Annotated in this window: 27 protein-coding genes, 1 tRNA gene and 2 pseudogenes; 6 read left to right on the top strand and 24 right to left on the bottom strand. The window is 59.9% G+C overall.

Features of this window, described 5'->3' with window-relative positions:
- The first annotated feature begins 201 nt into the window (after positions 1-201).
- Positions 202-939 carry a class I SAM-dependent methyltransferase gene (locus ACSQ3Z_RS30140; RefSeq protein WP_436174872.1) on the top strand — a complete coding sequence of 246 codons (738 nt, stop codon included), beginning with the start codon at positions 202-204 and terminating at the stop codon, positions 937-939.
- A 119-nt stretch (positions 940-1,058) separates the two neighbouring features.
- On the opposite strand, the gene ACSQ3Z_RS30135 is transcribed toward ACSQ3Z_RS30140, so the two are convergent.
- The 9 genes and pseudogenes from ACSQ3Z_RS30135 to ACSQ3Z_RS30095 all read right to left on the bottom strand — a co-directional run bounded on the left by ACSQ3Z_RS30135 (position 1,059) and on the right by ACSQ3Z_RS30095 (position 9,431).
- A complete protein-coding gene (locus ACSQ3Z_RS30135; RefSeq protein ID WP_436174871.1) occupies positions 1,059-1,505 on the bottom strand; it encodes a GtrA family protein in 447 nt (148 codons plus the stop codon).
- 4 nt (positions 1,506-1,509) lie between these two features.
- Positions 1,510-2,460 (bottom strand): glycosyltransferase family 2 protein, encoded by a 951-nt coding sequence (locus ACSQ3Z_RS30130; RefSeq protein WP_436174870.1) that lies wholly within the window; start codon positions 2,458-2,460, stop codon positions 1,510-1,512.
- Between the two features lie 4 nt (positions 2,461-2,464).
- Entirely contained in the window at positions 2,465-3,724 is a 1,260-nt protein-coding gene (locus tag ACSQ3Z_RS30125; protein ID WP_436174869.1) for a glycosyltransferase family 2 protein, read from the bottom strand.
- Between the two features lie 198 nt (positions 3,725-3,922).
- Positions 3,923-5,065 (bottom strand): hypothetical protein, encoded by a 1,143-nt coding sequence (locus tag ACSQ3Z_RS30120; protein WP_436174868.1) that lies wholly within the window; start codon positions 5,063-5,065, stop codon positions 3,923-3,925.
- A 974-nt stretch (positions 5,066-6,039) separates the two neighbouring features.
- A complete protein-coding gene (locus ACSQ3Z_RS30115; RefSeq protein ID WP_436174867.1) occupies positions 6,040-6,789 on the bottom strand; it encodes a hypothetical protein in 750 nt (249 codons plus the stop codon).
- 707 nt (positions 6,790-7,496) lie between these two features.
- Positions 7,497-7,613: pseudogene (locus tag ACSQ3Z_RS30110) on the bottom strand (hypothetical protein); the annotation flags it as partial.
- A gap of 720 nt (positions 7,614-8,333) precedes the next feature.
- Entirely contained in the window at positions 8,334-8,540 is a 207-nt protein-coding gene (locus ACSQ3Z_RS30105; RefSeq protein WP_436174866.1) for a hypothetical protein, read from the bottom strand.
- A 217-nt stretch (positions 8,541-8,757) separates the two neighbouring features.
- Positions 8,758-9,051: a GYD domain-containing protein gene (locus ACSQ3Z_RS30100; protein ID WP_436174865.1), complete on the bottom strand. Its 294-nt coding sequence runs from the start codon at positions 9,049-9,051 to the stop codon at positions 8,758-8,760.
- 203 nt (positions 9,052-9,254) lie between these two features.
- On the bottom strand, positions 9,255-9,431 hold the full coding sequence (locus tag ACSQ3Z_RS30095) for a hypothetical protein (RefSeq protein ID WP_436174864.1): 177 nt from the start codon (positions 9,429-9,431) through the stop codon (positions 9,255-9,257).
- Between the two features lie 718 nt (positions 9,432-10,149).
- Between ACSQ3Z_RS30095 and ACSQ3Z_RS30090 the strand changes: the two genes are divergently transcribed.
- On the top strand, positions 10,150-10,365 hold the full coding sequence (locus ACSQ3Z_RS30090) for a hypothetical protein (protein ID WP_436174863.1): 216 nt from the start codon (positions 10,150-10,152) through the stop codon (positions 10,363-10,365).
- A 999-nt stretch (positions 10,366-11,364) separates the two neighbouring features.
- Here ACSQ3Z_RS30090 and ACSQ3Z_RS30085 read toward each other — a convergent pair.
- A complete protein-coding gene (locus ACSQ3Z_RS30085) occupies positions 11,365-11,577 on the bottom strand; it encodes an RNA-binding protein (protein WP_436174862.1) in 213 nt (70 codons plus the stop codon).
- Between the two features lie 327 nt (positions 11,578-11,904).
- Between ACSQ3Z_RS30085 and ACSQ3Z_RS30080 the strand changes: the two genes are divergently transcribed.
- The 3 genes from ACSQ3Z_RS30080 (at position 11,905) to ACSQ3Z_RS30070 (ending at position 13,316) form a co-directional block, all read left to right on the top strand.
- Positions 11,905-12,126 carry a DUF768 domain-containing protein gene (locus ACSQ3Z_RS30080; RefSeq protein ID WP_436174861.1) on the top strand — a complete coding sequence of 74 codons (222 nt, stop codon included), beginning with the start codon at positions 11,905-11,907 and terminating at the stop codon, positions 12,124-12,126.
- A gap of 271 nt (positions 12,127-12,397) precedes the next feature.
- On the top strand, positions 12,398-12,700 hold the full coding sequence (locus ACSQ3Z_RS30075; RefSeq protein ID WP_436174860.1) for a hypothetical protein: 303 nt from the start codon (positions 12,398-12,400) through the stop codon (positions 12,698-12,700).
- 451 nt (positions 12,701-13,151) lie between these two features.
- Complete coding sequence (locus ACSQ3Z_RS30070; RefSeq protein WP_436174859.1) at positions 13,152-13,316, top strand: hypothetical protein; 165 nt, start codon at positions 13,152-13,154, stop codon at positions 13,314-13,316.
- Positions 13,317-13,323: 7 nt separating this feature from the next.
- Here ACSQ3Z_RS30070 and ACSQ3Z_RS30065 read toward each other — a convergent pair whose 3' ends face one another.
- The 3 genes from ACSQ3Z_RS30065 to ACSQ3Z_RS30055 form a co-directional block, all read right to left on the bottom strand.
- Positions 13,324-13,557 carry a hypothetical protein gene (locus tag ACSQ3Z_RS30065; protein ID WP_436174858.1) on the bottom strand — a complete coding sequence of 78 codons (234 nt, stop codon included), beginning with the start codon at positions 13,555-13,557 and terminating at the stop codon, positions 13,324-13,326.
- Positions 13,558-13,698: 141 nt separating this feature from the next.
- Positions 13,699-14,124, bottom strand: coding sequence for a hypothetical protein (locus ACSQ3Z_RS30060; RefSeq protein ID WP_436174857.1), 426 nt, complete (start codon positions 14,122-14,124; stop codon positions 13,699-13,701).
- A 187-nt stretch (positions 14,125-14,311) separates the two neighbouring features.
- Positions 14,312-14,387 (bottom strand) — tRNA-Lys (locus ACSQ3Z_RS30055).
- A 124-nt stretch (positions 14,388-14,511) separates the two neighbouring features.
- On the opposite strand from ACSQ3Z_RS30055, the pseudogene ACSQ3Z_RS30050 reads away from it, so the two are divergent.
- Positions 14,512-14,682, top strand: a pseudogene (locus ACSQ3Z_RS30050) (BA14K family protein); the annotation flags it as partial.
- A 79-nt stretch (positions 14,683-14,761) separates the two neighbouring features.
- Here ACSQ3Z_RS30050 and glpK read toward each other — a convergent pair.
- From glpK to ACSQ3Z_RS29995, 11 genes are all read right to left on the bottom strand, one after another.
- A complete protein-coding gene (gene glpK, locus ACSQ3Z_RS30045; protein ID WP_436174856.1) occupies positions 14,762-16,252 on the bottom strand; it encodes a glycerol kinase GlpK in 1,491 nt (496 codons plus the stop codon).
- A gap of 11 nt (positions 16,253-16,263) precedes the next feature.
- Positions 16,264-16,794: a hypothetical protein gene (locus tag ACSQ3Z_RS30040; RefSeq protein WP_436174855.1), complete on the bottom strand. Its 531-nt coding sequence runs from the start codon at positions 16,792-16,794 to the stop codon at positions 16,264-16,266.
- A gap of 59 nt (positions 16,795-16,853) precedes the next feature.
- A complete protein-coding gene (locus tag ACSQ3Z_RS30035; RefSeq protein ID WP_436174854.1) occupies positions 16,854-18,578 on the bottom strand; it encodes an ABC transporter substrate-binding protein in 1,725 nt (574 codons plus the stop codon).
- A gap of 79 nt (positions 18,579-18,657) precedes the next feature.
- Positions 18,658-18,939 (bottom strand): DUF2160 domain-containing protein, encoded by a 282-nt coding sequence (locus tag ACSQ3Z_RS30030; RefSeq protein ID WP_120016135.1) that lies wholly within the window; start codon positions 18,937-18,939, stop codon positions 18,658-18,660.
- Between the two features lie 2 nt (positions 18,940-18,941).
- Positions 18,942-19,865 (bottom strand): carbohydrate ABC transporter permease, encoded by a 924-nt coding sequence (locus ACSQ3Z_RS30025; protein ID WP_436174853.1) that lies wholly within the window; start codon positions 19,863-19,865, stop codon positions 18,942-18,944.
- Position 19,866: 1 nt separating this feature from the next.
- A complete protein-coding gene (locus tag ACSQ3Z_RS30020; protein ID WP_436174852.1) occupies positions 19,867-20,733 on the bottom strand; it encodes a carbohydrate ABC transporter permease in 867 nt (288 codons plus the stop codon).
- Positions 20,734-21,801 (bottom strand): ABC transporter ATP-binding protein, encoded by a 1,068-nt coding sequence (locus ACSQ3Z_RS30015; RefSeq protein ID WP_436174851.1) that lies wholly within the window; start codon positions 21,799-21,801, stop codon positions 20,734-20,736.
- 11 nt (positions 21,802-21,812) lie between these two features.
- Positions 21,813-22,892, bottom strand: a complete 1,080-nt coding sequence (locus ACSQ3Z_RS30010; RefSeq protein WP_436174850.1) for an ABC transporter ATP-binding protein — start codon at positions 22,890-22,892, stop codon at positions 21,813-21,815.
- Between the two features lie 39 nt (positions 22,893-22,931).
- On the bottom strand, positions 22,932-24,458 hold the full coding sequence (gene glpD / locus ACSQ3Z_RS30005) for a glycerol-3-phosphate dehydrogenase (protein WP_436174849.1): 1,527 nt from the start codon (positions 24,456-24,458) through the stop codon (positions 22,932-22,934).
- Between the two features lie 138 nt (positions 24,459-24,596).
- Positions 24,597-25,364, bottom strand: coding sequence for a DeoR/GlpR family DNA-binding transcription regulator (locus ACSQ3Z_RS30000; protein ID WP_006202078.1), 768 nt, complete (start codon positions 25,362-25,364; stop codon positions 24,597-24,599).
- 126 nt (positions 25,365-25,490) lie between these two features.
- The gene (locus tag ACSQ3Z_RS29995) at positions 25,491-26,903 is read right to left on the bottom strand and encodes a pyridoxal phosphate-dependent decarboxylase family protein (protein WP_436174848.1); all 1,413 of its coding nucleotides are present in this window, start codon (positions 26,901-26,903) and stop codon (positions 25,491-25,493) included.
- Between the last annotated feature and the right edge of the window lie 28 nt (positions 26,904-26,931).

Raw genomic sequence — 26,931 nt, 5'->3', positions numbered from 1 at the left:
GCCAGCACTCGAATGGAATGTTGATATTGTCTTGTGCCAATCCGGACGGCGATGCACAGTTAAGGGGTACTCCGAGTGGCCTGCCTTGGTGATGATTCGGGAACTTGCCAGTATGTGTCGCTAGGCAAATTCCTGGATCGTAGCGGCAAGTTCGGGCACTCCGAGGTTGTCCGTTGCATGCGTTGTGGTCACGGCGTCTCCATGCCGCCGTTGCCGGATGTGGCCTTTCTCTACCAAAACCGCGAGAGTCAGGATTTTCAGCCTGACGCGAAAGGCCTCTCACACGCAATCAAGGATATTGCCTTCCGCTCACAGGCCAGAAAATTATTGCGGCAACTTGGCGGCGCGGACGGAAGGATTCTCGATTTTGGTTGCGGAAGCGGACAGTTCACAAGAGTCCTTGGTGAAATGGTTGGTGGTGCGTCGGAAGTCATTGGTGCCGACATGCACGCCGAACCTCCGGTCGAGCTGGGTGAAAGGTCATATCTCGATCCTTCGGAACTCAATTCCTGCAGGGAAAGCTTTGACATCGTCATGGCATTGCACGTTTTGGAACATGATGATGATGCCGCTGGATTGCTCACGACCATATCCGGGTACGCGCGCCAAGGCGGCAAGGTCGTGATCGAGGTTCCGAACATCGATTGTGTGTGGGCTACGGCGTTCGGAAAGTTTTGGGATGCTTGGTACCTGCCGTACCACAGGCACCATTTTACCCGGGGCTCACTAGTTAGATTGATGCAGCGCAACGGCCTTAAAGTTGAGTCCGTGCATGGGGTGACTGTTCCGACAATGGGGAGATCATTCGCCAACATTTTCGGAGGAACTAACAATCTGTTCTGGCTGCTACTGGGTATCTTGGCGCACCCATTGCAAGTCCTAGGGGAAGTCCTGGCACGCAATCCGACAGCAATTAGGGTGATTGCCACCAAGGAATAACCAGCAAACACCGGCTCGCCGTTTAAGGAAATCAGAAATGGCAAGGATTGCAGCGATCTTGATCGCACGTCCTAATCGCCGGATCAGGGCGTCGATTCAGAAGCCGCTCGATACGCGCGTCACCGCCGCCGCAGATAGAGCCGCGGCAGGATGGCCCAGTGCGCAGCTGCAAAATTCCAGACGAATAGAGCGACGGTGGCGATCGGTGTCGCAATCGCAACACTAAGACCGAGGCCGGAACAGAGGACGATCATCATGGCCACCGAGACTGGATAGGCCGTGGCCACGCCTCCTACGAAACGCGTGAATGCCTTCAGGCGAAGAGGCTCGGCAAAGGTGAAGCGGCTGTGCAGTGCGTATCCGATAGGCGTCACAGCCAAGAATGAAATCACGGTGCCAAGCAGGTAATGCACCCCCACTTGATCGACAGCAATCATGATGGCGTTGTGCGCAATGGCGCACACCAACCCCACCAGCGTGTATCGCCACCCTCGTTCCAAAAGTGGTCTTTCACGGGCACGCTTCTCCCCCACCTGCTCACCGGAATCCATAGCAGGCCTGGGCATTGGCTCAAAAAGCTCCTGTCAGTTTCGCGCGAAGTCGGCTCACGGTGCGCTCACGCAACCGTGAGTCGCGCAAATAGCGCCTCATTCCGATCGGCCCGAGCGACAGCACAACACCGGTCGCGCGAACCAAGGCCTTCAAGTTGCCGCCCGACGCAGCAGCCAGCAACACATTGACGCTGATCGACGCACGGGCGGCGGGCTCTACCCGAAGGCGACTGCTCGCCGGAAGTCGGTGCAAATGGCGTTCCAAGACAATCTGCATTTGTGACCGGAACTCGCTCGCGTCGCGGGATCCGGTAACAGTCAGCGAGCTGCCGTGAACCCGAAAAGCCGTCGTGATCTCGTCGTGATAGGTCACCGGTCCCGTACTGGCGAGCTTCGCCCATATGTCCCAATCCGCCGTATACCAGAGTCCCTCATCCAAGCCCCCGCACGCCAGCCATGCGCTTCGTCGGAATACCGGCGCGGGCACCGAGACAAAATTTTGCACGAGCAGCCGTTCTAGCAGGAATTCAGCTCCGAGCACCTGGTCAGCCGGCAAAGGACAGTTCCACCGCCCCATTCGCCGGCCGTAGCGGTCGACGATAGCGGTCGGGGCCAAATGAAGCACGGCTTCGGATCCGTCTGCAAGCCAGCGGCGAGCAGCCTCAACGCGCCCGGGCAGCCACAGGTCGTCTTGGTGAAGCATGCAGACGTGATCAGCGGCCGCTAGCTCGACGCCCAGGTTGGTCTTCGTCTGCCACGGCCCGAGATCCCTTCGCTGAACCAGCCGAAGTGGCAATCGGTGGACAAATTGCTCAACAATGGCAGCGGTGGTGCTCGTCGGGCTGCTGTCGATAACGATTATCTCCAGGCCGTCGGTCGGCTCAGCAGCCAGCGAGTCAAGTGTCGCGCCAATCCATACCGCTCCTTCGTGGACCGGCATGACGACACTCAGAAATGGCTTTTCGATCACGCAGCTACCTGCTCGAGTTTCCGCTCGGAAGGCAGTCGGATGATTGGAACGCATGCCTGTCATCCAAATTATCAAGCAACAGCTTGAGCACGAAACCGGATAGCACCATGGACATGCCGGCCACGCAGGCGGTGGTGATGACAAAGGTCAGGTGCACCGACTGCTCCATTGGCCCGCCGACAAAAATCCAGCGTAGCGCCAGCAATACGTCCGCGGCAAAGCCAGCCACGGCAAGCACGCCACCTGAGAAGAGCAGCCATTCCAACGGGCGACCGCGCATCAGCCTGGGCACAAGTCTACCTCCGTGGACTGGTTGGTAGATTGCGATCGCGACCTTGGCCAGCATCCCGAACAAGATGGCTGAAAGGCCAATCAGAGTCGCCATGGCTGAGAGCGCGACGAAGTGAATTCCGAAATACCACCCACCGATGCGAACAGGCCCAGCAGCAAGGATTGCAAGGCCAACAATGCCAGGCACCAGCAAGGTCACGCCCGGTATGAGATACATGGTATCGGGCGCATGGGCTACGATCAGCCGCAGGTGTCGCCAACCGTCGCGGAATGAGCGCAGATGAGGTGGGCGGTCACGCTTGTCCCGATGGAGTTTGATCGGCACTTCGCGGATCACCAGGCCTGCGCGATGCGCGTTGATGACCATCTCCGAGGCGAATTCCATGCCGGGCGAGCGCGCGCCTATCTTGCGGAACGCATCGCGGGTGAAACCCCGCATGCCGCAATGGAAATCGTGTACCGAAGAGTGGTGAAGCCAGCGGGCAATCATTGAAAGCACCGGATTGCCGAGATATCGGTGCAGCGGAGGCATGGCGCCAGGCTCGATACCGCCCGCAAAGCGATTGCCCATGACCAGGTCGGCACCATCCTCCAACGCGTCGATGAAGTGGCCGAGTTCGCTCCAGTCGTAGGAATCGTCTGCATCTGCCATGATCAGGTACTTGCCTCGCGCAGATTCAGCCGCCGCACTGATCGCCGCGCCGTATCCTTTGACCCGCTGGTGCACGACACGCGCGCCGAGGGCCTCGGCAATCTCAACCGATCGATCGCTTGACCCGTTGTCCCCAACCACCACCTCACCCGTGACGCCACGCTTGGCGAAGACATCAAGAGCCTTGCGAATGCAGATGCCGAGCGTGCGCTCTTCGTTCAGGCAAGGGATAATCGCCGATACAACAGGAGCCCCCGCTTCATCGGCGCGCGGACTGCCCAGATCGGTCTGGACCGCCGCAAAATCTGACTTTTCAGCCATCGTGCCACCCGCTGCAACCCAGGCGTCAGCTATACCGACAACCTCGGACATGCACCCCACGCATTCTTGCTACCCCACCTGCGATATAACAAGAACAAGTTAATGATATACAAGAGCTTTGCACTGTCGATCCAGTTGGGTGCTATCTGGTATTCTTGGTGAGGTTTCAGCTCTCATAGCGGGCTGTCGCTGAACAGCCTAGCGGAACAGATACTTTGACACCTCCGGGTTGCCGCGACGCCACATCACGTTGTCCAGGAAGTAATGATGCACGTTGATGAATATCAGCACGATGAAGAAGAAAAGCGATGACCCAAGCACCTGCTTATCGTACGGGATCAAAGCCGTCAGCACGAACGGGATCAGCCAGAAACCGAGATATCCAAGTGCGGCACCACCGACGATGAATCCCAAGACCCGCAGCCTGTAGAGCGGGCCAAGAAAGGCCAGGAGCTTCAGCGGCGGATCTCCGACGGCGCCGGGATCGTCGCGCTCGACATTGGTCTGATACCGCCAGACCACCGCCAGGTACTGGAGCGAGTGGAGCGCGGGCACAACAAGCAGCCAGAGCGGGTTTATCCTCGCAATCAGAATCCAAAGGTAAAGCGATGCGACGTAGGCCACGACGCCGTTATACGGCAGGTTGCCGCCGTTTGATCGCCAGCGATTGACCAGCATCAGAACCGTGGCCGCCGTGGAGGCAATGGCCGTCAGCACGGCAATGTTGGTGATCCACGCCGGGGCCGCAAACGTGTAATATTCCAGGCCATAATATTTGCCCTGGGTAACCGCCGTATTCGTCTGAAGCCATGCCAGGATCCACACGGCATAGCTGTTGACCAGCAGCACCTTCTTGTCTCGATCGTCGAAGAATTTGCGCTTCAGGACGGCATCCACCATCAGCATGCCGTAGCCTTGCTTGACGTAATGCCAGCCGACGAAAAAGAACATCGCATTGGTTGCATATCCCAGCAGGCGTGCGTTCGCCGCCGCCGCGCCATACGCAAAGAACGCGCCCATGATGACGGGAACGACGATGCCGGCGAAAATGTAGCGAAGCTGGAGGCCCCTGTCGTATCCGTCCCCGCTCACCTTGCGGCCAAAGTTGCGGTAGAAAAGCTGGTATGAGTGGGCGAAGTGGGGATAGTTTATCAGGTAGGCCACAAAGACCATCGTTGCGGCCACTGCGCCTTCGTACTCAAGCGGCACCAAAAACAGAAACGGCAGGATCAGAAATGCGCTGCCACCGAGCATGAGGAAGTCGGCAACCGGGCCGAAGAGATATTTTTGAGTTGCCGCCGCTCTGGGAGCTACAGTTTCCGCCGAAAGGTGAAGTGCCATGTGCGAGCCCTCCCTTGGGAAGGCTGAGTTTAGCCATCGACCTGTGTGGCGACAAGGTTGAGGCTGCCAAGTGTTCCCGACGGGGCGACCAATCGATCACAGGCAAAGCAGATTACAGATTGGCCCGCCCCACGGTTGTCGAGGCCGACGAGCACGGGTGCATTCGTGCGCCGCAACAGGGCGCGGGCGAGGTCCCTCGCTGGCTTTACGCGGTCCGAAGCCGTTCGATGGAACCTGCGCCTGACGTTGCAATCAAACGCGCAGCGGCAAATGCGGCCAGGATTATGAAAACCGCTGTGATGCTAAGGAAGATCGTCGACGCAAGAACAGTTCCGCTTTGGTCAAAGCAACTTGCGAATTCCATGGCGCTTTACCCCTTCAAACGCACCTAATCCCGATCCAGTGGCCCCACACCGTCTGGCTCAGCATGATCTTGATTTAGGGGAAATACAAGTGATTGCTAATGTAGAGAGGGGGTCTGTAGCCGTTCCGCGTCTGCCAGAAAGCGCTCCAAATTGCCTGTGAGATCAGCTTTGGGTCCTTGTGTCCGGCGACCTCCGTTTGAGAATCGCCCGGGGGCTTCAGGTACCCGGACCGGCAATGCCTTCAAAGACATCGTGAACTTGCGCAGCCAGCATGTCCGTGGCGGGCTGACGCGGCTCCCGCGCCTTGCAGGCCGAAGCCGTGCAGTCGCTGCGCGGCCTCCGGTGACTGAGCTTAACCGCTATTCGGTCTCCGGTGGCACTTCTTTCTTGATCGTCTGAGTATCCGCGGTCGTTGCAGTGTCGGCGGGCGCGACACTCGCAGTCTTCGTCTGTGTGTCGACCGATGCCTGTGCCTTCGAATGCCCAGGGCACTCTGCGGATGCGGCGGATATGGAGAGGCCGAATGCGGCGGCTATTGCCAGCAACGTTTTCATCGTCTTTCCCCTTTCGTTCCAACGTAACGTAACCTGTCTGGCGCTGAGGACATAATCACTTTTGCTCCCGCGCGCTTGCGAGAGAAGCGCGCCAATCGCCAGGACGATCAGGATAGCCAGGCCGGCGACTGCTTTCATCGCCTTGCCTTTCGCCAGCCGGCCGCATCGTCATGCTGCAGAACCATCGCTCGCCGTCCTTCAACAGGTTAATCAGGATGCGTTGTCGGGAGTCGTCGCTGATGTTGCAGTCCACGAGCGCGGGATAGATCTGAAAGGCTAGGAAGCCAACAATCACCGCGATGCCGGCAATAATCTTGGCCCAGTAAAACAAACCACCGGAAGGATAGCTCTTGCCATGCCTTCGGCGGTTGTACCGATTGTCTTGAGAACGGCGGACTTTGCCCACGGTATTCGCAGCCATCCTCTCAGCTACTTCTCGGGCAGGCCTATCGTGTTTGGGGATGTAAACCGGAACTTTCGCGGTAGCGCGCATCGGATTGAGCTCTTCGCGATTTCTGGCACGAAAATCCGCCAGTGCTTTTTCTGTTTCCTCTTTCGACTTGCCGGCAATGATTTCAAATGGCGGTTCGGGCGCCGTAAGGATAGCGCCGCTGTCAGATATTATCAGAAAGAGTTCGGACTGATCTTCTAGTCGAAACAGAAAGCAATAACCGTCAGGCTCGTTGAGTCCCATACTCGGGTGTGTGAACCTTGCGTGAAAGTAAATCTGTTTTGGCTTCGACATTTCTCGAAGCATCTCGGTTCCAACGGTGGCGGCGTACTCTGCGTATCCAATATGCTCCATACTACACTCCCACTCGAGTGGAATGCATACATGGGCAGTCTTCAGGAAAGCCTGTCCACCTTTTTTTGTGGATATGTCGATGTCTTCGAATGGTGTAAGGAGCATACCCTCAGACGTCTTAGTTGCTCGCAATCGACCAATCGAGGTTTCAAGGCAATAGCTCTTCACCTTCTTGCCTTGTGGATCGAGTAAAGGTTCAGCTTCCTGGGTTTTTGTGATTAGGGGTCGTTCTGGCAGTGCATTGCAGAAGCACTGTAAGAATGGTGTCGGATCGACAGGATCGCTGATCTTAAAGATCGTGGAAAGCAGCCACTCATCATCCCTGCGAATCGCTTCCTCTTTTGTTGGAGAAGCCGCCGGAGGGCGACGGGTGGCTGCATGAAGTGAAATTCGACGGCTAGCGTTCCCAGATCGTCAGGGATGCCGAGGGCGTGCGGATATTCACCCGTCGCGGTCCCGATTGGACGGCCAAGTATCGCGAAGGAGATCGGCGACAAGGTGCAAATCGGAAGAGATCACGCCTAAGCCGGATGAAGCCTCACGGCTAGCGAAACACGACGTAGGCGCCCATGCAGGCCATCGGCAGGCAGGCGGCCATGCCGACCATGTCGCGCTGCCGGTAGCGCCAGAGATGCGCCTCTGCGCAGTCGGTCTTCATACGTCCTAGTCATGACGAAGCCGGACAGGATGAAAAACAGGTCGACAGCGATCGCGGGGTTTAGTGGCAGGGCCGGAAGATGATAGGTGCGCGCCAGATGATGGACGGCGACCGCTATCGCCGCAACCCCGCGCAGAGCGTCCAGTCCGTAGAGCCGTCCCCCCATCCTGCAACTACTACTGAACAATTCGAAAATCAGACTCTGCGATCACGGCATACGCTAACGCGTTTCGTGCGGATCGAGGAGATTATGCCGAAGCCGAAGAGGCGCTAGGAGCCAGCCCTATGCTTCCTTACCACTTTCGCTGAGCCGGCTCTCCTCTGCATCGCAATTAACCTTGACCAAATGAGGCAGTGATCTCGCGTCGGCCTTTACTTGCGTAGTTGCTAAAATAATGAAAGGCTCCTCCCGTTGGGGAATGGGGTGATGGAAGAAAGCCCAGGTAGATTTAGTTGCCTTCTCGAGCCGACTGGTGCTTGGACGGTATGGGATGACGTTGCCGGCGAGCCCGCGACCTTGGGCGGAAAAATACTGATGGGCTGCACTCGGGAGCGCGCCGAGTCTGCTCGCGACGTGCTCGTGCGGATTTACAAAAATGGGCTGGACGCTCGACCGACTGGCCGTTCTAGCGCTTGAGTCGACGGCCCGCGCCACCTGTGTCACCCCGGCAGCGGGCTGTCGCGCGCAAAGCCTAACGCAGTAGCACGTATAGCCCAATGCCATCAGAGGTAGGGCGCACATGCCGATCATAGTCGCGCTGCATATAGCGCCAGACGGCGCCGGCGTAGCATGCGAACGAAGGACGCGGGGCAAGCCAAGGAGATCGTCGACAAGGTGCAGATCAGGGAGATCACGCCGCGCCAAAAGGAAAAGCGCTAGACGGGTTCAATACGGTGGATGACACCACCAGAAAGCCTCGGCTTCCTCTTCGGGCGTCATCGGACGGAACTCCCATGAGTCAGTTCCCGCGATGTAGCGTTTCCAAACGGGGGTGCCCGCCGCGTTGACACCTTCGTGCCAGTCGGTAAACCCCATCAGTGGCAACAGCACTTGTCGGATCGATCGAAGCCGCAGTGCTGCTGCCGTGCGCATCGGGAAGCCCCTCCCTCCAGGGTGCTCAAATTCCGGCATATCTGTCAGCGCTCCGCCACCCGATTCTTGCGCAACCTCACTGTGGACTCATGGCGGCCCAGGACGACAAGCGTTACTGGCCTCGCCCCAGAGTTTTCGCTTCAAGGAAAAGAGGAGCCCCCGCCTTTCCGCTCGGCAGTCGGCTTCGATCGCCGGCGCACCTGCAGCACAGTGGCGGTCAGGCCATCTTTGCCAAGATCTTGGCCATATCTGCCGTGTCGAACGCCCTCAATGTCTGGGTTCTGATGTTGCCTAGCGATGCGATTGACAGGCCTAGAGCGGTCGCGGCAATCTCGTCTTCGGCTTCTGCAATCGCCACGACGTCATACTGACCAAGCGTCCACAACAGCGTGTGAACCTTGACGCCGCTCTTGCTGGCCATCGCCTTGAAAGCCTCGGCACGCTTCTGCGTGTCCTTGATGCTCTTGATACCTTGATCTGTGAAATTCGACAGCAATACGTAATAAGCCATTGATTCCTCCCAAATAGGGAGCGGGCGGGCACTCACGGCGCGTCCGCCGTCTCCCGAAACTACGACAACACGAGAGTGGTCGGCACGGTGGCAACCTTTTGCGGTGCAAGGCCGCACCACCACTGCGGTGGGGCTTGGTTCCTCCCGCGTCAATCAGACTATACTTATATTAGCAATAACGCAATTAAGCCAAACAGGCCGGGCTAGTCTTTCCGCGACGCCTGGCCGAGCCGCGCTTGTTCGCCTTGGGCGAAGGCTTTGGCATCTGCCTGGGAACGGAAGCCCTTGATGCTTACCGTGCCGTCCTCGATGACCCGCACGTAGTGCCTATTTCCAAGTTCCTCGGTCTCGACCGAAGTCTTCCACGGTCGCTCGTTCATCCAATTGCCCCCCAATATCGCCTTTTCATAGGTCAGCCCCGCAACTTATACGCGCAAGGATACTCTACAGCCCTTGCCAGCGCCATTAAATATAATGGGCTATCGAGCCTAAGAAATTGGAGCTAACGGCCGGACGCCGACCCGACAAGTTCTCCAGCAACGCGGAAAAAGGGCCGGTGTAGAGACCACTACTTCACCGGCCCTGTCCCATGCCATCGGATGAACGCGGCACTTGCCGGCGCCATCGATTTCAGGAATATAATCCTCCCGTTGCGGCGAACCCTTCAACGGAGATCGCCACGCCCCAAAAGACCCTCGCCGAGACCCTCGGCCGCCCGCGAAACCATCTACGTCAATTGCGGACACCCGATGTGCTGCAAATCGACAAAGCTCGATATCCAGGCGCTGGTCGACAGGCTTGGACCGGATCACGGCTCCATGCATCAGGATTTGGTCGGCCTCTTTGGCTGCTCAAAATGCAAAGCCGAGGGCCGCGATCGCCGCCCGGTGTTCTTCACATGCATTCCGGATTGCGAAGGCCAGCAGCGAGAGCGGAACCGCAATTGGAAACCGACTTTTTTCGATGGCGCCAAGCCAGAGCGCTAAACCAGAGATCGCGCCGAAGCCCGAAAGAGGCGCCAGATGGCTGCTCGCTTTGCCGCCTTAAGAAATGTTCATGAAACGCGCCTAAAATACCCCTCTTGGGGAGCGCTTATCATTGGCCTACAAAGACCCTCCGCGGCAGGATGCTTATCGCCTTGAGCGCGTCGACGGCGAAACGGTGGAAGGCATAGCCATCTTTTACACGACGGCCGAAGCGCACGAGGTCATCAATCATCTGGACCGGCGCTACCGCTTGATGCTGGGCGACAGGCAGATATGGCCTCCTGATGATGGCAATCGTCACAATGAGACTCCACTTTTGGACGACTAGCATGAGCGCTGTCGCAATCGACCGGATATATCTTTCAGCCGACGGAACGTTTGTACCCGCCCCGTGTTATCACCATGATCCCCGCATAGGGATCATAAAGGGCCTTGTCCCCTCTTGGCCCGAGTTTGAGTCCGCTGTCTCCCCGGCAGCGGACCCGACGCATTCAGCGATCCTCTAGACGCGAAAAAACAGATCATCTGTCGGAACGGCTCGATCTGTGCCTCTCGGACGTCTCTGAGGGGTTCTCGGAGAGTCTAGCTGAACGCTGATCATGAAGCCGACCCGCGTTCTTTTTCGGCGTGGGCTCAGTCCTTAAAATCGGCTTCTTCGCGATAAGGTAGTCGGCCCTGTTTGTCCGGTAGTCTTCTTTCTTGACTGGCATCTTGATCACCTCACGGAGATCAACTCAGTCGGGTGCCAACTCGTTCCAGATGGCCTCTTTCTAGGCCAGCGACGGTTCAGCCAGTCAGCGCCAGGCCGATCGCGAACCCAAGGCCCATCACCAGACCAGCCACCAGCTTGCCGCCATATTCGACGGCGACGGCGAACGCCATCCGGCGCCAGCCGCTCCGCGGCTTTGCAATGATTTTGGAAATGTCATCGAAGATAAGCGCGTCATGTATGGGTTCAGCCCCCGTGTTCTTGCTGCTGATATGGATTCTACAGACTACACTTAGAGTCCAGCCGAAATATGGTGAGAGTACAAATTGGCGTTTTCGCATAATCAAACTTGACAACTTAGGCGAAAACGCCTTACTTAACTAGGCGAAAACGCGTTGCGACTGCGGAAGGAAAAATTAAAGCTTGAATGCGTATTGTGTCCAGCCCGATTCTCGGCCATGTTTTGCGGTAAGGGTTAAGGGGGTTTTTCCTGCAAATAGGTCGACGCGGCGGCGGACCAAGATCCATCTTGGCCGGGGTGGCACAGCTATGTCCAAGGCTAACGCCCAAAAGCTTGCCGGCGATCTCCAGTCGCCTCTCATCCCCCGGCTGCCGGGCCTAGGCCCTGCGGCGCTTCGAAAGCGACTGCCATAGCTCCGCTTCGTTCATGACGCCATTCTGGAAAATGATGACGACTTCCTCGGCGAGGGCTTCCCGCTGTTCCCTGTCTTTTTGGGCTAGACGGCGCTCTCTGCAAAGTTGGTCAAACACCCGCTGGAGCAAGTCCAGATCGGCAGGCTCGAATACACCGCTGTAGCGTGTCAAAGCCATAAGGGCCGCCCTCAATTGCCAACCCTGCCTTGTATTTTGCCACAGGCTACGCGGATTTCAATCGGGGCTTGAGGGGATCAAGCAGCTTTGACTGCAGGCTAAACAAATGCACACCCGCGGTCCGGCGGTCGAGGGCGGTTGGGGTGGGTGTTTCGGCCGCCGGGCCTAAGCCGACAGAGAGGGGAATTTGTCGGCATACCCGATTATACACGTCAACCCTAATTTAGCAAAACCGAAGGGCTGGCTCCTCTGCCTCTCAAATCGGATGAGCCGAAGTCGAATCGGCGTTTTGCTGGGAACCTGACGACCGATCCGAACTTAACGGTTATGACCACTCGCGGAAGAGAGTTCCTGGAACGGTGGCTTGCCGACAACGTGCCCGACGTCGCCGGCGCTGACGTCATCTCCGCGGGCAAGGCGACCGATAAACTGTTTGCCGATGCTCAAAAGCAGGGAATCGAGGGGGCAGAAATCGTGGGCACGGGTAGCGTCTACGAAACGATCCTAGACGCCGTGGCCCACTACCATGGCCCAGGCTTGGCGGACTGACCGAACTTTCGCTATTTCAGATGTGCAACGCGTGTCACGGCGAGCGCAGGTCCCCGTGTCCCATTCCGGGAGCAAATCCTGGCATCCATCTTGCACCTGCTAGCTTGCCGGTTGATCCCGGTCCTGATCGCATACTCTGATCAGGTTAGGCTCGCCGGGCTCGAGGTGGTTGGGGTCTTCGCCCGGCGAGTTTTCGCAATGCGGCCTTGCCCGCTCGATCGATGTAGGAATATAATCCTCCGTTGCGGCGAACCCTTCAACGGAGATCGCCATGCCCCAGAAGACCCTCGCCGACACCTTGGCAGCCCGCGAAACCGTCTACGTCAATTGCGGGCACCCGATGTGCTGCAAATCGACAAAGCTCGATATCCAGGCACTGATCGACAGGCTCGATCCCGATCACGGCGCAATGCATCAGGATTTGGTCGGGCTCTTTGGTTGCTCGAAATGCAAGGCCGAGGGCCGCAACCGCCGCGCGGTGTTCTTCACATGCATTCCTGACTACAAAGGCCAGCAAGAGGAGCGCAACCGCGACTGGAAGCCGACGTTCGGTAAGGCCGATCGAGATCGCTAAGAAACGGGGCGAAGCCGAGGAAAGCGCTAGCGCGCTATCCCAGCTATGCGAACGCCGAGCGCTTCCAATCCGTTGTCATAAATCCGCGTCAGAACGCCTTCGGCAGCCTCAGCTCTCTGGGGTTTGCAACCGAGGAGATCGCGTCCTCCCAACCTGGCCGGCCTGTTAGTGATGCGGTCCCAAACGCCCCACGTTCCACCGGCCTCAATGTGGCAATAGAATCTGTGTTGAGAATGTTCCATGCAGGTAAACCCCGCACATTGGTTTTGGCTCCGCCTTGTCGGCGCAAGTGGTTAATGCAGCGGCGCTGAATGGGGCGCGGCCCGGCACTCGCGAGCGGGGTAGGCCAGCAAATACCGGGCCTAACCGGCGGGGCTCAGTGGCGGCGCCGGCTGGTTAATATATACGCTACTGCTAATATGATCGGAACACCCCAAATGATCTAAGCAGGATGACCGACAAGCCTGTCACGACCTATGTCGTGAGCGTGTTCGAGAAGCCGCATTGGCGCACGGTGCTGACCACGAACGACAAGGCCAAAGCAGAAGCCCTGGCCAAGCAGATCGGCGATAAGGTCCAGATCGAGGAGACCACGCCGAAGCCGAAGAGGCGCTAGAGCGCCCTCACACGATGTTGGCGACGATTTGGAGGCCGGTGCCCAAAATGATCAACACCAAGCCGCAGATCCCGAAGTAATCGTATCGCCTTTCAAGGGCAATTTCGTCTTGATTTGTCTGCTCGATGACAATGACGTCGAAGCCGCCGCTCCGCACTCTATAGGGCATTCCGTATCGGAACAGAACAATGACCCCGACTAGCGACAGTAGCAGTCCAACGATGTTCAGGGTTGCGATCATTTCCCCTTCCTCTCAGCCTTACCCCGGCAGGTCGCTCGTCACTTTCGCCGGCGCTCAAATGGAGCCCGCGGCCGACCCGCCACACAGTGAAGAAGTCGGCATCGAGAACCCCCAATGATCGGAGGCCAGTGAATCCGACTTTTATTCCATCCAAAAGCTTGTACGCGTGTTTCGGCTACGTGCCCGGCGTTCTTGCCGCTCCTTCTCGGCAGCGGCCCGTCTATCGGAGATCTCCTTCGCCACGTTCTGGTCGCCGTATGGCAAGCGGACAGGGACGCTGAAAACTATGCAGTTTGCGGCTGTGGCTTTCTTATCGGCTCCTGCTCCGATGCCAACGCCGAAGACCTTCAGGTCAACTCCACCTTTCCCCGCGGTCTCGGCCGAAACCGCAACATCGAAATCAACTCGGCTGAATAGGCCATATTCGCCAGCGTGGATGATGTTCCCGCCCGGTTGCTGGCTGAATTGCGCTGCGTTGATGTTGTCTCCGCCCGCTTCGGCCTGAGCGTTCTTCACGCCCTCGATTATTTGCAACAAACTTGCTGAGATGAAGTCTTTTAGATCCATTGAGCGATCCCCTATGTCGCATCGACCTGCCGATAGTCGCAGGAAGCCTCGGGAAATCAATGGAGGGGCCACGCCACGATTCATTCTCTGCCCCTGCCCTTTTTGCGGACACTGCGCGGACACAGGTTTTACGAACATGGCAAAGCGCCGGCTCACCTTCTGCATCTCATTAATTTTATTGGGTTTTTGGTGAGCGCGATGGGATTCGAACCCATGACCTACTGATTAAAAGTCAGTTGCTCTACCGGCTGAGCTACGCGCTCCCGCGGGCGCGAAAAGGCTGCCCTCGAAATTGCGCGGAACATAGGGAGAGTGCTTCGGCCGGTCAACCGGAAAAAGCGGGGCATGGAAGGCGGATTTTCCCGGGGCTCGGCATGGTGCCACCGGGCTTCGGGCGCATTGATCACCGGCGCAATCATCAACAACCAGAACCGGGTCTATCGCGGCGGCGACGCGCATGTGCGGTGGTACTACGACCGCTACAGATCCTACCGCGCCTGGGACAACACCTTCCAGCCTTATGACGGCTCGCGTCAGCAGTGCTATTCGCCGTACTAGGGTTCTGGACGGATCGAACACGGGAGGCTGATGGAAGCCCGTGCCGGTGACGGTGCGGGCTTTCATTTTGCCGGCAGAACTACGAGCTCAAGGTCCTGCGCACTGCATCGCGCCAGCCGGCAAGCTTGGCCGAACGGACTGCGGCCTCCATGTCCGGCTTGAAGCGCCGCTCGAGCGCCCAGCTCCTGGCGAATTCCTTAGCCTTTGGCCACACCCCCGCCTTCGAGCCCGCAAGCCAGGCAGCACCGAGAGCGGTCGTCTCCAGGATGGTCGGCCGGTCGACCGGCGCATCGAGGATGTCGGCCATCCGCTGCATGGTCCAGTCGGACGCCACCATGCCGCCATCGACCCGAAGCACCGTCTTGGCTGAAGCGCCCTTCCAGTCCTTGCGCATGGCATCGAGCAGGTCGCGGGTCTGGTAGGCGACGGATTCCAGCGCCGCGCGGGCGAACTCGGCCGGACCGGAGTTGCGGGTCAGGCCGAAGATAGCGCCGCGTGCCGCGGCGTCCCAATGCGGTGCGCCGAGGCCGACGAAGGCCGGCACCAGATAGACATCCTGCGTCGGATCGGCGCTTGCCGCCAGCGCGCCGCTCTGCTCGGCCTTGCCGATCACCTTGATGCCGTCGCGTAGCCATTGCACGGCGGCACCCGCGATGAAGATCGAGCCTTCCAGCGCATAGGTGGTCTTGCCATTCAGGCGGTAGGCGATGGTGGTCAACAGCCGGTTCTTCGAGCGCACCAAGTCGGCGCCGGTGTTGAGCAGCGCGAAGCAGCCGGTGCCATAGGTGGACTTCATCATGCCCGGCTCGAAACAGGCCTGGCCAATGGTCGCGGCGTGCTGGTCGCCGGCGACGCCAAGGATTCTTATCTCGGCGCCAAACAGGTTTTTCTCTGTGACTCCATAGTCATCAGCGCAATCCTTCACTTCCGGCAGCATGGCGACCGGGATGCGCAGGATGGAAAGCAACTCGTCGTCCCAGGCATTCTTCTCGATGTTGTAGACCAGCGTGCGCGAGGCGTTGGTCGCATCGGTGGCATGGACCTTGCCGCCGGTCAGCCGCCAGATCAGGAAACTGTCGATGGTGCCGGCGAGCAGTTCGCCCTTCTCGCCGCGTTTGCGGGCGCCCCTCACCTTGTCCAGCATCCAGGCGATCTTGGTGCCGGAGAAGTAGGGATCGAGCAGCAGGCCGGTCTTGCGGGTGAACTTTTTTTCCAAGCCCTGCTTCTTCAGTTTCTGGCACAGCGGCGCGGTGCGGCGGTCCTGCCAGACGATGGCATTGTGGATCGGCTTGCCGGTCGCCCTGTCCCAGATGACGACGGTTTCGCGCTGGTTGGTGATGCCGATGGCGGCGACGTCCGAAGCTGCGCTGCCGGCATTCTTCAGCGCGGCCTTCACCGTGGCGACGACGCTTCCCCAGATCTCCTCCGGGTCGTGCTCGACCCAGCCGGAGGCCGGATAATGCTGGGTGAATTCCTGCTGGCCTGTGCCTGCAACCTTCATCTTGTCGTCGAACAGGATCGCCCTGCTCGATGTCGTGCCCTGGTCGATGGCTAGGATGTATCTGGTCAAGTTCGGCAATCCTATTTGATCACAAGCCTGCCTTGATGAAGGTGCAACCCAATGGGTGCAACGCAGACAGACAGGTTTTCCAACTTCTCGCCCGCATTCAGCGCTCTGGATACTGCAGCTGCATAGCTGGAGCCTTCTGCGATGGTTCGCACTGCGGAAGCCGGCAGCAGCTCGTGCGCGAGATTATCATGGACCGATTGAAACGCTGGGTGCTGGGCGACTTTGAAAGAGTGAGGTCGGCCGTGCCGGTCGCCAAGCACGTATTCAAAGTCCCTTGGAGCAGAGATCTTTCTTAACGCGTATTCCGCTATGATTTCTGGAACAAGTTCATAACCCATCCGCAACTCCGGATTCTGCAAGATCAGGTCCAATTGATTCGAAGCGAGCTTCGTCCTGGCCTCGATTTCGCTGCGATATCCATTGTCTGAAAGGCGCAGTGTGGCCAGTTCGTGGGTGAACTCCGGGGTGAAAAGCACCTCCCCGTTCTCACTGACGGCAGCTGGAGTCCAAGGTGCACCGCGCCGAAAAAGCGAGAAAATCAACGGTGGCTCCGTAGCGTTTGCCGGGGCATTGCGCCCCGGCAAACTGTAGTTGCAGAAACTTACTTCTGCCAGCTCTTCACCAGTTCGTCGTAGTTGATGGTGACCGGCTTTTCCTTCTCGTTCTCGATCTTGAGCTGAGGCGCGAGATGGCCGTTCTTGACCGCGTCGGCGTTCCAGTAGGCGAGGTCATGCTCTTCGGCCATCTTCGGGCCGATATCGCCCTGGATGCCTGCCTTTTCCAGGCGTTCCATGACCTTCTCCTGCTCGGCGCAGAGCGAGTCCATCGCCTCCTGCGGCGTCTTGGCGCCCGACGAGGCATCGCCGACCGCCTGCCACCAGAGCTGTGCCAGCTTCGGATAGTCCGGCACGTTCGTGCCGGTCGGCGACCACTGGACGCGGGCCGGCGAGCGGTAGAACTCGATCAAGCCGCCGAGCTTCGGAGCGCGTTCCGTGAAGCTCTTGTCCTGGATCGTCGACTCGCGGATGAGCGTCAAGCCGACATGGCTCTTCTTCACGTCGACCGTCTTCGACACGACGAACTGCGCATAGAGCCAGGCGGCCTTGGCGCGATCGTCAGGCGTCGACTTGAGGAGCGTCCACGAACCGACGTCCTGGTAGCCAAGCTTCATGCCATCCTTCCAGTACACGCCATGCGGCGACGGAGCAAAGCGCCACTTCGGGGTGCCGTCCGCGTTCACGACCGGCAGCCCGTCCTTGACGAAGGAGGCGGTGAAGGCGGTGTAGGTGAACATCTGCTGCGCGACCGTGCCCTGCGACGGGACGGGGCCGGATTCGCCGAACGTCATGCCCTGGGCTTCCGGCGGCGCATAGGCCTTCAGCCAATCCAGGTACTTCTGGATCGAATACACGGCAGCCGGGCCGTTGGTGTCGCCGCCGCGCGCGACGCACGAGCCGACAGGCTGCGACTTCTCGTTGACCTTGATGCCCCATTCGTCGACCGGAAGACCGTTGGGCAGGCCCTTGTCGCCGTTACCGGCCATCGACAGCCATGCGTCGGTGAACCGCCAGCCGAGCGACGGGTCCTTCTTGCCGTAGTCCATGTGGCCATAGACCTTCTTGCCGTCGATCTCGCGGCCGGTGAAGAATTCGGCGATGTCCTCATAGGCCGACCAGTTGACGGGAACGCCAAGGTCGTAGCCGTACTTGGCCTTGAAGTCGGCCTTGTTCTTCTCGTCGTTGAACCAGTCGTAGCGGAACCAGTAGAGGTTCGCGAACTGCTGGTCGGGCAGCTGGTAAAGATCGCCGTCCGGAGCGGTCGTGAACTTGGTGCCGATGAAGTCGGCGATGTCGAGGTTGGGGTTGGTGACATCCTTGCCCTCATTCGCCATCCACTTGGTCAGGCTGCGCACCTGCTGGTAGCGCCAGTGGGTGCCGATCAGGTCGGAGTCGTTGACATAGGCGTCATAGATGTTCTCGCCCGACTGCATCTGGGTCTGCAGCTTTTCAATGACATCACCCTCGCCGATCTCGTCATGTGTGATCTTGATGCCGGTGATGGCCGTGAAGGCCGGGGCCAGTACCTTCGCTTCGTAGTCGTGAGTTGCAATCGGTTCGGAGACCACCTTGATGTCCATGCCGGCAAAAGGCTTCGCGGCGTCGATGAACCATTGCATTTCGGCTTCCTGCGCGCCGCGATCGAGCGTCGACAAGTCCTTGATTTCGGTATCGAGGAAGGTTTTGGCTTCATCCATTCCGGCGTAGGCCTGGCCTGCTCCCCAGAGCAGGACAAGCGCAGTCGTTGATGTTAAAAATTGCCTTCGCATTTCGTTTCCTCCACTTTTCAGGTTTCAAGTGCGATCTGGAGCGGCCGTCGGCACGCGGCCGCTCCAACAGTTTCCCCCTCTATACGTAGCGGAACACGCCGACGGCGTAGACTACGGAGAGAGCGAGAGCCCACCACAGGTTGGGTCCGACAAGACCCAGCCAAGCGAGATGGATAAAGGCGCTGCCGAGCAGCGAAACAAAGAGGCGGTCGCCGCGCGTCGTCTCGAAGCGCAGGATGCCTACGCGCGGATTGCCGCCCGGCGAGGCGTATTCCCAGACCGCCATGCCGCAGAGCAGCACCAGGATCGTGATGAAAAACAGCGCCGTTGGCAGCGTCCATGCCATCCAGGTGAGGTTCATGGTCATACCCTCCCCAGGGCAAAGCCCTTGGCGATGTAGTTGCGGACGAACCAGATCACGAGCGCGCCTGGCAAGATGGTGAGCACGCCGGCGGCGGCGAGCACGCCCCAGTCGAGGCCCGAGGCCGAGACCGTTCGCGTCATGATCGCCGCGATCGGCTTGGCGGCGGTCGTGGTCAAGGTACGCGCGATCAGCAGCTCCACCCATGAGAACATGAAGCAGAAGAAGCAGGCCACGCCGATGCCGCTCGCGATCAGCGGCATGAATATCTTCAGGAAGAAGCGCGGAAAGGAATAGCCGTCGATATAGGCCGTCTCGTCGATCTCCTTCGGCACGCCGGACATGAAACCTTCGAGGATCCAGACCGCCAGCGGCACGTTGAACAGGCAGTGCGCCAACGCCACGGCGATGTGCGTGTCGATCAGGCCGAAGGCCGAATAGAGCTGGAAGAACGGCAGCGCGAACACCGCCGGCGGCGCCATGCGGTTGGTCAGCAGCCAGAAGAAGAGGTGCTTGTCGCCGAGGAATCGGTAGCGGGAGAAGGCGTAGGCGGCAGGCAGCGCCACCGAAACCGAGATCACCATGTTCATGACGACATAGATGATCGAATTGATGTAGCCCTTGTACCAGGACGGGTCGGTGAAGATCACCATGTAGTTGGCGATGGTCGGGTGCTGAGGCCACAGCGAAAAGGTGCCCAGGATCTCCTGATTGGTCTTGAAGCTCATATTGACCAGCCAGTAAATCGGCAGCATCAGGACGATGATGTAGATCGTCGGCACCAGCCACCAGAACCGGGATTCTTCGCCGCGCCGGCGCATCAGCCGCGCGATCTGTTCCTGCGACAAGGTGCTGGCGAGCCCGTCCGAAACCGCCGTCCCGCTCACTCGGTCCTGCCTCGTCGTTCTTTCGTTGGCGCCGCTCATCTCAGCCCTCCGCATCGACGGTGGTCATGACGGTGTAGAACACCCATGACAGCAGCAGGACGATCAAGAAGTAGATGATCGACATGGCGGCTGCCGGCCCGAGGTCGAACTGGCCGACGGCGATCTTGACCAGGTCAATCGACATGAACGTCGTCGAATTGCCGGGGCCACCACCGGTGACGACGAAGGGCTCGGTGTAGATCATGAAACTGTCCATGAAGCGCAGCAGCACGGCAATCAGAAGCACGCGGTTCATCTTCGGCAGCTGGATGTAGCGGAAGATCGCCCAGCGCGACGCGCCATCGATCTTGGCGGCTTGATAATAAGCATCCGGTATGGAGACGAGGCCGGCGTAGCAAAGCAGAACGACGAGGCTCGTCCAGTGCCATACGTCCATCAGGATGACCGTCACCCAGGCGTCGGTCGGGTCGTTGACGTAGTTGTAGTCGAAGCCGAGCGCCGACAGCGTATAGCCGAGCAGGCCGATGTCGATGCGGCCGAACACCTGCCAGATCGTGCCGACGACGTTCCACGGGATGAGCAGCGGCAGGGCCATCAGCACCAGGCAGACGGGCACGCCCCAGCCTTTCTTGGGCATGTTGAGGGCGATGAAGATGCCGAGCGGAATCTCGATGACGAGGATGATTGCGGAGAAGATCAGGTTGCGGACCATCGACAGCCAGAAACGTTCCGACTCCAGGATTTCGGTGAACCAGTCCGAGCCGTTCCAGAAGAAGACGTTGTTGCCGAACGTGTCCTGTACCGAATAATTGACCACCGTCATCAGCGGGATCACCGCCGAGAACGCCACCAGCAGCAGCACCGGCAGCACCATGAACCAGGCCTTGTTGTTCCAGGTCTTTTCCATCTATGCCCCCATCTCGACGCGCCAGGAATCGGCATAGATGTTGATGCCGGCCGGGTCGAACCGCACTTTCGGATCGGCAGGAACGGTCTCGTCCTCGCCGATGACGGCAGCGATCTCGCGGCCTTCGAGATTGGCGCGGACCACCTTGTGGCGGCCGAGATCCTCAACCTTGCTGATCTTTACCGACATGCCATCGCGGCCGAGCCTGACATATTCGGGGCGGATGCCGAGCTCGATGGCGCCTGCGCCCGCCTTGGGCACGCCGGGCAGTTCGATGCGCTGGCTGCCGATCGTCGCTGTCTTGCCGTCAATCGCCACCGGCATGACGTTCATGCCGGGCGAGCCGATGAAGTAGCCGACGAAGGTGTGGCGCGGCCGCTCGAACAATTCGGCCGGTGTGCCGATCTGGACGATCTCGCCGTCATACATGACCACGACCCTGTCGGCGAAGGTCAGCGCCTCGGTCTGGTCGTGGGTGACATAGACCATGGTGTAGCCGAAGCGACGGTGGAGCTGCTTCAGCTGCGAGCGCAGCACCCACTTCATATGCGGGTCGATGACGGTCAGCGGCTCGTCGAACAGGATGGCGTTGACATCCGAACGCACCAGGCCGCGGCCGAGCGAGATCTTCTGCTTCTGGTCGGCGGTCAGCCCGCGCGCCTTCTTTTTCGCCAGTTCGGCGAGGTCGATCATGTCGAGCGTCTCGCGCACCTTGCGATCGACGTCGGCCTCCGGCACGCCGCGGTTGCGCAGCGGGAAGGCCAGATTGTCGTAGACGGTCATGGTGTCGTAGATGACCGGGAACTGGAACACCTGGGCGATGTTGCGCTCCTGCGTCGACAGCCTGGTCACGTCCTTGCTGTTGAACAGCAGCTGGCCGTGCGAGGGGTGCAGCAGCCCCGAGATGATGTTGAGCAGCGTGGTCTTGCCGCAGCCGGACGGACCGAGCAGCGCATAGGCGCCGCCATCCTCGAAAGTGTGGTGCACTTCCTTCAGGGCGAAATCGGCGTCGTTCTGCGGGTTCGGCAGATAGGAGTGCCTGATATGGTTGACGTCGATGCGCGCCATCGCTTGCCTCCCTATGCCGCCAGCTTCGGCGCGGCCACGGCGCGGCCGTGCTCGTCGAAGACCATGATGTGGCGCGGATCGATGAACACCTCGACCTCTGCGTCGGGTTCGAAATCGCGGATGCCGTGGGTCAGCATGACCCAGCGCGCGTCTGCAAAGTCGAGATGGATGAAGCTCTCCGAGCCGGTGATCTCGGTAATGGTGACCTTTGCCCGCACCGGCACGGCGGCGGCGTTTGGCCGCTCGAGCGACAGGTGGTGCGGCTGGAAGCCGATCGTGTAGTTGGCATCGACAATGCCGGCGAGTTCGGCCGGTACCGGCAATTTGACGCCACCCTCGAGCAGGAAATCCGGACCCTTCTTGGCCAGCACGATGGTGTTGAGCGGCGGGTCGGCAAAGGTCTTTGCCGTCACCAGGTCGACCGGCTTGCGGAACACGTCGATGGTCGGCCCGAACTGGGTGATGCTTCCCTGCGAAAGCGTCGCCGTGTTGCCGCCGAGCAGCAGCGCTTCATGCGGCTCGGTCGTGGCGTAGACGAAGATGGTGCCGGCAGCGGCGAAGATCTTCGGCAGCTCGGCGCGCAATTCCTCGCGCAGCTTGTAGTCGAGATTGGCGAGCGGCTCGTCGAGCAGCACCAGGCTGGCGTTCTTGACGATGGCGCGGGCAAGAGCCGTGCGCTGCTGCTGGCCGCCGGACAGGCTGAGCGGCGTGCGGTCGAGATAGGGCGTCAGCTTCAGAAGTCCTGCTGCGTTGCGCACTTCCTTGTCGATCTTTGCCTGGTCGGTGCCGGCCACGCGCAGCGGCGAGGCTATGTTCTCGTAGACCGTCATCGCCGGGTAGTTGATGAACTGCTGGTAGACCATGGCGACGTTGCGCTTCTGCACCGGCATTCCGGTGACGTCCTTGCCGTCGAACCAGACCGAGCCGGAGGTCGGCACGTCGAGGCCGGCCATCAGCCGCATCAGGCTGGTCTTGCCAGACAGCGTCGGTCCAAGCAGGACGTTGAGCGAGCCATGCTGAAGCGTCAGCGACACGTCACGGATATGCTCCGCGGCGCCGACCGTCTTGGTGACGTTTCTCAGTTCCAGCATGATGCCTCCTCCCAGGCTTTCTGCATCAGCCAGCCATCCTTATTCTGCCGCCGCGACATGGCGCCGGCTTATTCCGCGCATGAATTCGTCCAGTGCACCCGCCTGCTCGCGGCTCAACTGCAGGCCGCGCTTGGTCCGGCGCCACAATACATCTTCCGCCGTCATCGCCCACTCGTTTTGAACGAGATAGCGCACCTCGGCCTCGTAGAGGTCGGCGCCGAAATTCCGGCCGAGATCGGCATTCGACCTGGCGAGGCCCAGCAGCGTGCGAGCGCGGGTGCCGTAAAGGCGGGTCAGGCGGCGGGCCAGGCGCGCATCGAGAAACGGATAGGCGGTCTTCAGCTTCGCCACTTCGAAGTCGAAACCGGTGGCCGGGAAATCGCCGCCGGGCAAAGGAGCGTTGGCGGTCCACGGCTTGCCGCGTTTGCCGAGGAAGGCCTCGATCTTTTCCAGCATCGATTCCGACAGCCGGCGATAGGTGGTGATCTTGCCGCCAAAGGCGTTGATGATCGGGGCTGCGCCCTCGCCGCCGTCGGCCTTGAGCACATAGTCGCGGGTCGCTTCCTGTGCCTTCGAGGCGCCATCGTCATAGAGCGGGCGTACGGCGGAATAGGTCCAGACGATGTCCGAACGCTTGACGCCTTGCGCGAAATATTCGCTTGCCGCAGCACACAGATAGTCGATCTCGGTGTCGCTGATCTTCACCTCGTGCGGATCGCCCGGATAGTCGCGGTCAGTGGTGCCGATAAGGGTGAACTCTTCCTCATAAGGGATGGCGAAAATGATGCGGCCATCCTTGTTCTGGAAGAAATAGGCGCGCGGATCGTCGAACTTCTTGTTGATGACGATGTGGCTGCCCTGCACCAGGCGGACATTGTGCACGTCGTTCAGGCCGACCGTCGCCGACAGCACCTGGTCGACCCAAGGGCCGGCGGCATTGACCAGAAGCCGCGCCTTGACCTCTTCGGCCTGCCCGGTGTGGACGTCTTCCAGCCTTATCGCCCAGAGATCACCCTCGCGGCGTGCGCTGACGACCTTCGTGCGGGTTCGGATGGTTGCGCCGCGGTCGGCCGCATCGCGCGCGTTGAGCGCCACCAGCCTGGCATCGTTGACCCAGCCGTCGGAATACTCGAAAGCCTTGCGAAACAGCGGTTTCAGCGGCTTGCCGGCCGGGTCCTTCGCCATGTCCAGCGTCTTGGTCGCCGGCAGCAATTTGCGCCCGCCAATATGGTCGTAGAGGAACAGGCCGAGCCGGATCAGCCAGGCCGGACGCAGGCCCTTGGCGTAGGGCAGCACGAAGCGCATCGGCCAGATGATGTGCGGCGCGTTCTTCCAGAGCACCTCGCGCTCCATCAGCGCTTCGCGCACCAGGCGGAATTCATAGAATTCGAGATAGCGCAGGCCGCCATGGATCAGCTTGGTCGAGCCGGACGACGTTCCGCTGGCCAGATCGTTCATCTCGGCCAGAAAAACCGAAAAGCCACGCCCAGCGGCGTCGCGGGCGATGCCGCAGCCGTTGATGCCGCCGCCGATGACGAAAATGTCATGGATCGGAGATGCGTCCAAGAAGTCCTCCAGCGATTTCGCATTGCAGCATTTTTGGTCATTTGCGAAACCGTTTCGGGATTATTTCGAAATGGGAACGAATGTCAAACGAAATATCACGGACATGTGAGAGGGCGGTGATGCGACCTCAAAAACCGCCTAGCCGAGCGCCGTCTCGATCAACTGAACCTCCGCCTCCTGGCAGATCTTGCGTACCGAAGGGATGTCGCAACGGTCGGTGATGAAGGTGTTGACCTGCGACAGATGACCGATGCGAACGGGTGCGGTGCGTTCGAACTTGGTCTGGTCGGAAACCAGGATGACGTGCCTGGCATTGGCGATGATGGCTTGCGCTACTTTCACTTCGCGAAAGTCGAAATCGAGCAGCGCGCCGTCATGGTCGATGGCCGAAGCGCCGATGACTGCGTAGTCGACCTTGAACTGCCGGATGAAATCGACCGCCGCCTCGCCGACCACGCCGCCGTCGGAGCCGCGAACGACACCGCCGGCAATCACCACCTCGATCGAAGGATACACGCGCATCCTATTGGCAACATTGATGTTATTGGTGATGACCATGAGGCCGTTGTGGTCCAGAAGCGCCTTGCTGACCGATTCCGTCGTGGTGCCGATGTTGATGAACAGTGAGGCATTGTCGGGAATCAGCCTGGCCGCCGCACGGCCGATCGCCTCCTTCTCGTCGGCGGCGATCTTGCGCCGCGCCTCATATTCCATGTTCTCGATGCCGGACGGGAAAAGCGCGCCGCCATGGATGCGCGAAAGCAGCCGCTGGTCGCAGAGATCGTTGAGGTCCTTGCGGATGGTCTGCGGCGTCACGTTGAAATGCGTTGCCAGATCGTCGACCAGGACGCGGCCCTGGTCCTTGGCCATCTGGATGATTTCGGCGTGGCGCGGCGACAGATACATCAGAAAGCCTCCCGTTTTCGTTTTTCTTGTCTATACCTGAAAACGAAAGCGATGAAAAGGCATAAGCCGGCTAATGACAATCATCCGATTGCGAAGACAAACCCGCGCGCGGCTGCCGGGGTCGTTTCAAGCAAGCCCGCGTGCGATTTCCGTCACGACATCGAATGCCGCATCGACATCGGCCGCCGTCGCCTCGAACTGGCCGGCCTGGAAGCGGACCGCGACGCGGCCATCAACGCGTGTCTGGGTGAGATAGATGCGGCCATCATCATTGATGGCGTTGACCAGGCGAAGGTTGTGTTCGTCGGGATCGGCGCCCGCCCCTGCCCGATGCCGGAACGAAAACAGCGACAGCATCGGTTCGGTGACGATCTCGAAATCCGTCTCCTTTGCCAGGCGCGCGGCGAGGCCCTCGCTCCAGGTGACATGGTTGCGGATCATGGCGCGCAGGCCCTCCAGGCCATGGGCGCGCAACAGGAACCAGAGTTTCAGGGCACGGAACCGGCGGCCGAGCGGCACCGACCATTCGGAATAGTTGATGATGCCGTCATGGCCGTGGGTCTTCAGATAATCCGGCTTGATGGCCAGCGTGCGAACGAGGTCTTCCGGTTGCCGGATGAACTGGATCGAGCAATCGAACTGCGCGCCCAGCCATTTGTGCGGATTGAAGACGACGGAATCGGTCTGTTCGACGCCGGTCCAGAAATGCCGGTACTCCGGGCAGATCATCGCCGATCCGGCCCAGGCGGCATCGACATGCAGATAAAGCCCGTGCCGCCTGGCAACCGCGGCGACCGCGGCTATGTCGTCGGTGCCGCCGGTGCTGGTGCCGCCGACGCAAGCGATGATGCCCGCCGGCAGCATGCCGGCCTCACGGTCAGAGACGATCGCCGCTTCAAGTGCTGCCGCATCCATGGCGCGAAAACGGCCGGCGACCGGGATGCGGGCAAGATTTTCCTCGCCGATGCCGGCGACCCAGATCGCGCGGTCGATCGAGGTATGCACCTGGTCGGAGGAATAGACGCGCACCCTCGCCTGCCCTGCCAGCCCTTTTTTGTTGCCCTGCCAGTCGAGCGCACGCTCGCGCATGGTCAGCACGGCCGCCAGCGTTGCCGATGAGGCCGAGTCCTGGATGACGCCGGAGAACCCGTCGGGCAGGCCGAGCGCCTGGCGCATCCAGTCGACGGTGCGCGTCTCGAGTTCGGTCGCTGCCGGCGAGGTCTGCCACAGCATGCATTGCGCGGCCATCGCCGAGACCAGATATTCGGCCACCACCGAGACAGGGGCCGCATTGGCCGGGAAGTAAGCGAAGAAGCGCGGATGTTGCCAATGCGTCATACCGGGCACGATCTTCTGCTCGAAATCGGCAAAGATCCGGTCCATCGATTCGGCCGCTTCAGGCGGCGAGGCTTCGATGCTGCGGAAGATTGCTCCCGGCGAAAGCGCCGGCCGAACCGGCCTTTCCCGCAACGTGTCGCGATAGTCCGCACCCCAGTCGGCGGCGCGCCTCGACCACGCACGGAACTCATCGTTGTTCATGCATCCTCCCGAAACGCATGGTGGCCGG

The organism is Mesorhizobium sp. LjNodule214 (assembly GCF_964252735.1).
GTDB lineage: Bacteria > Pseudomonadota > Alphaproteobacteria > Rhizobiales > Rhizobiaceae > Mesorhizobium.
The sequence above is the reverse complement of the archived record's forward strand: the minus strand, read 5'-3'. Positions and strand labels throughout refer to the sequence as shown.